The sequence below is a fragment of the Nocardioides antri genome (assembly GCF_008373765.1).
GTDB lineage: Bacteria > Actinomycetota > Actinomycetes > Propionibacteriales > Nocardioidaceae > Nocardioides > Nocardioides antri.
Window position 1 is genome coordinate 1 of record NZ_VUJW01000185.1, and the last position, 243, is coordinate 243.

Sequence of the window (243 nt, forward strand, 5' to 3'; positions counted from 1 at the left end):
CTCAATTATTGTGTCAACCACAGCCTCAACCTGGTCTTTGCTCACTACAATCTCCATTTTAATCTTAGCAACAAAATTGTCTTCAGAAAATTCAGAGCCACCGTGCCTCTCTGTTGAACCACCTTGAGCACCAAAGCCTCGAACATCAGATACAGTAACACCACGAATTCCAATTTTCAGCAGAGCCGAAGAAACCTGCGAAACACGCCAGGGCCTCAGAATCGCTTCGACTTTGTAAAATTT

General features: G+C 44.0%; 1 protein-coding gene. It reads right to left on the reverse strand.

Annotated elements, in window-relative coordinates; genetic code table 11:
* A partial coding sequence (locus F0U47_RS22960; RefSeq protein WP_149752374.1) for a P-II family nitrogen regulator occupies nucleotides 1-243 on the reverse strand: 243 nt, incomplete at both ends.